Source organism: Thermus sp. (assembly GCF_039793865.1).
Classification (GTDB): Bacteria; Deinococcota; Deinococci; order Deinococcales; family Thermaceae; genus Thermus.
Genome location: NZ_JBAMMI010000007.1, coordinates 1 through 3,407, shown reverse-complemented (window position 1 = coordinate 3,407; position 3,407 = coordinate 1). Strand labels below are relative to the sequence as shown.

At 71.1% G+C, this 3,407-nt stretch carries 4 protein-coding genes, 1 pseudogene and 1 riboswitch; all 5 genes and pseudogenes read right to left on the bottom strand.

What is annotated here, in order from left to right; genetic code table 11:
* Positions 1–102, bottom strand: a pseudogene (locus tag ABJK26_RS00485) (3-oxoacyl-ACP reductase); the annotation flags it as partial.
* A gap of 39 nt (positions 103–141) precedes the next feature.
* Positions 142–474, bottom strand: coding sequence for a hypothetical protein (locus tag ABJK26_RS00480; RefSeq protein ID WP_347240217.1), 333 nt, complete (start codon positions 472–474; stop codon positions 142–144).
* Entirely contained in the window at positions 455–1,207 is a 753-nt protein-coding gene (locus tag ABJK26_RS00475; RefSeq protein ID WP_347240216.1) for an ABC transporter ATP-binding protein, read from the bottom strand. Before ABJK26_RS00475 ends, ABJK26_RS00480 begins: the two co-directional genes overlap by 20 nt.
* A complete protein-coding gene (locus ABJK26_RS00470) occupies positions 1,194–2,222 on the bottom strand; it encodes an iron ABC transporter permease (RefSeq protein ID WP_347240215.1) in 1,029 nt (342 codons plus the stop codon). The genes ABJK26_RS00475 and ABJK26_RS00470 overlap by 14 nt, the downstream gene beginning before the upstream one ends.
* Positions 2,219–3,076 carry an ABC transporter substrate-binding protein gene (locus ABJK26_RS00465; RefSeq protein WP_347240214.1) on the bottom strand — a complete coding sequence of 286 codons (858 nt, stop codon included), beginning with the start codon at positions 3,074–3,076 and terminating at the stop codon, positions 2,219–2,221. Before ABJK26_RS00465 ends, ABJK26_RS00470 begins: the two co-directional genes overlap by 4 nt.
* A 133-nt stretch (positions 3,077–3,209) precedes the next feature.
* A riboswitch (cobalamin riboswitch) is annotated at positions 3,210–3,369 on the bottom strand.
* Positions 3,370–3,407: the final 38 nt, after the last annotated feature.

The following is a 3,407-nucleotide window of genomic DNA, read 5'->3' as shown; positions in this document are numbered from 1 at the left end:
GGCCACGAGCCTCGCCCCTTCCTTGGCGAAGAGCTCCAGCGTGGCCCGGCCGAGGCCGTGGGCCGCCCCCGTGATGAGCACCGCCTTGTCCTTGAGCCGCATGCCCCACCTCCAGACGACCAACCGGTCGGTAGGCCCACCCTACTCCCGGCCGCGGGGCCCCGTCAAGGGCCAGGCGTAATAGGGGGTCTCCACGAACTCGGGGGGGCCTCCCAGGTAGACCCGAAGCCCGGGCAAGACCAGGGTCTCCCCCTCCCACTCAAAGGCCAGGGGGTCCACCTCCAGGGGGTAGTGGAGGACGGCCTCCCTGGGAAGGCCGAGCCTGAGCCACTCGGGCGGGGATACCCGCCCCACCAGGAGGTAGCGGGCCCGCCGCGGCCCCCCTTCGGTGTAGAGAAAGACCTCCTCCCCCAGGTCCAGGAGGAAGGCGCGCCGCCGCACGAAGAGCCTGGCCCTACGGGTCCAGGTAGACATGGGGCCTCTCCCCCAGGCGGGCGACCCGGACCCCCGCCCCGTAGAGCCGGGCGAGGAGGGGCTCCTGGAGCACCGCCTCGGGCCTCCCCTCCGCCACCACCCTTCCTCCCTCGAGGACCGCCACCCGGTGGGCGAGGGCCGCCTGGTTGGGGTCGTGGAGGACGGAGAGCACCCCAAGCCCCATCCCCGCCAGGCGCCTGAGGAGGGCCACCACCCCCCCCTGGTGCTCCAGGTCCAAGAAGGTGGTGGGCTCGTCCAGGAGGAGGTACCTGGGCCTTCCCGCCAGGGCCCGGGCCAGGAGGACCCTTTGCCTTTCCCCGCCCGAGAGGGTGCCGAGGAGCCTTCCCCGGAAGCGGGAGGCCCCGGTGACCTCGAGGGCCCATTCCACCGCCTCCCGGTCCTCCCTCCCCTCCCTTCCCCAAAGCCCGAGGTGGGGAAGCCTCCCTAGGCGCACCACCTCCTCCACGAGAAGCCCCTCGGGGTAGGGGCCGTTTTGGGGGAGGTAGCCGAGGAGGCGGCCCCGCTCGTAGCTCCCGTAGGCCTTAAGGGGCCTTCCCTCCAGGAGCACCTCCCCCCGCCTGGGCCTAAGGAGCCCCGCCATCACCTTGAGGAGCGTGGTCTTCCCCGAGCCGTTCGGCCCGAGGAGGGCGAGCCACTCCCCCGGGCGCAAAAGGAGGTCCACCCCCTTCAAGGCGAAGGGCCCCACGATTCCCCTGGCCTCAAGCCCGCCCACGGCGCCTCCACATGAGGTAGAGGAAGAAAGGCCCCCCGAGGAGGGTGGTGACCACCCCCACGGGAAGCTCGGCGGGCCGGGCCAGGGTGCGGGCGAGGAGGTCGGCCAAGGCGAGGAGCGCCCCGCCCCCTAGGGCGCTCGCGGGCAGGAGAAGGCGGTAGTCCTCCCCCAGGAGACGGCGGAGGAGGTGGGGGGTCACCAGGCCCACGAAGCCGATGATCCCCGCCTGGGCCACGGCCGCGGCGGTGAGGAGGCTCGCCGCCCCCAAAAGGAGGAGCTTGAGGGCCTCGAGGGGAAGCCCCAGGCTCTTCGCCGTCTCCTCCCCGAGCCCCAGGGCGTTCAGCACCCGGCCCAGGAAGAGGAGGGGGGGGAAGGCCAGGGCGAAGAAGAGGGCGAGGACCCGCACCCCCTCCCACCCGGCGAAGGCCAGGTTGCCCAGGGTGTAGGCAAACACCGCCCGCACCCGGTCGGCGTCTTGCATCATCAGGTAGGTGGTGGCCCCGGTGAGGACGCTCCCCGCCACCACCCCGGCGAGGACGAGCTCCCCGGTGCGGGCCACCCCCCCCGCCAGGACCAGGGTGAGGAGGGTGGCCAGGAGGGCCCCCAGGAAGCCGTAGAGGGTGGCGGAGAGGGGCAGGTGCTGGAAGACGGCGTGCTGGGCGAACGCTGGGGAAAGCCCCCCGAGAAGCGCGGCGAAGAGGGTCACGGCGAAGGCCGCCCCCGAGGCCGCCCCCATGAGGTAGGGGTCGGCCAGGGGGTTGCGGAAGAGCCCCTGGAAGGCCGCCCCCGAGACCCCCAAGGCCGCCCCCACCAGGACCCCGGCCAGGACCCGGGGGAGCCTGAGCTCGGTGACGATGGGGTTCTCCGCCTGCCCGAGGAGGGCCCTAACCACCTCCGCCGGGGAGAGGGGAACGGCCCCCAGGCCCACCCCCAGGACCAGGGCCAGGAGGAGCAGGGCAAGGAGCCAGGCGAAGACCAGGCCCCGCCTGAAGGCCAGGGGAAGGCTTAGGGTCATGGCCTGCCGTGGAAGCAGTCCACGAGGAGCCTCAGGCCCTGGGCCACCCGGGGGCCGGGGCGGGAGAAGAGATTATCCTCGCCTCCGGTGTAGACGCAGATCCGGCCCGCGCGCACCGCCTGGATCCGGTCCCAGCCGGGGCGCTTGCGGAGGGTCTCCAGGGCGTTCGGGTAGGTGGCCACGATGACCTCGGGGTCCTTCTGCACCACGAACTCGGGGGAGATCTTGGGGAAGAGGCCGAGCTCCTTGGGTACGATGTTCACCCCCCGGGCCTTGCTTATGAGGACGCCGATGAAGCTTTCCGGGCCCACGGTGTAGGGGGTGGGGTCAATCTCGTAGTAGACCCGGGGACGGGCCTTGGCCTTCGCGGCCCGGGCCTCCTCCTGGTAGACCTCCTTCTGGATCTGGGCCACGAGCCGCTCCGCCTCGGCGGGAAGGCCGAGGAGCCTCCCCAGGGTGCGCACCGTCTTGAAGATGTCCTCGTAGGTCTCGGTCCTCACGGCGTAGACGGTAAGCCCCGCCCGCTCCAAGGTCTCGTAGAGCCTCCCGTACTTGGAGACCAGGACCAGGTCGGGCTTGAGGGAAACGATGAGCTCGGGGTTGGGGTTGTAGAGGCCGCCCGCCTTGGGGAGCCTCTTGACGCTTTCCGGCCAGTCGGAGTAGTCGTCCGTGGCCACGATGCGGTCGCAGGCCCCAAGGGCGCAGACCGTCTCCGTGACCGAGGGGAGCATGGTGACGATGCGCTTGGGCGGGGCCTTAACCGTGACCGTGCGCCCCAGGTCATCGGTTAAGGTGAGGGGAAAGGCCAAAGCCAGAGCCAAAAGAACCGAGAGCGCCGCCAAAATCCTCTTCATGCCTACCTCCCTAAGGCCGCTAGGGCCAGGCCCGGGGGAGGTAGGGAAAAGCCCCTGCCGGGAGGCAGGGGCCAAAGGCCAAAAGGCGTTTGTCCCCCACTTCTCCCCCATCCGCGTGAGGTGCCCGCCCTGGGGAGGGACGGGCGGCCCTGGCAGGCATTCGGGCTTCCGGCCTGCGAAGGAGGGCCTGACGCTTGGCCGGTTACCGTTGCGGGACAGCGCCGGACTTGCACCGGACTTCCCCACTTTAAGCCTGGACTACGCGCCCAGGCACCAGGGCAACGGGACCTGGCTTTTCGGCCCTAGCGGGCCTTAGCCCTAAGGCTAAGGC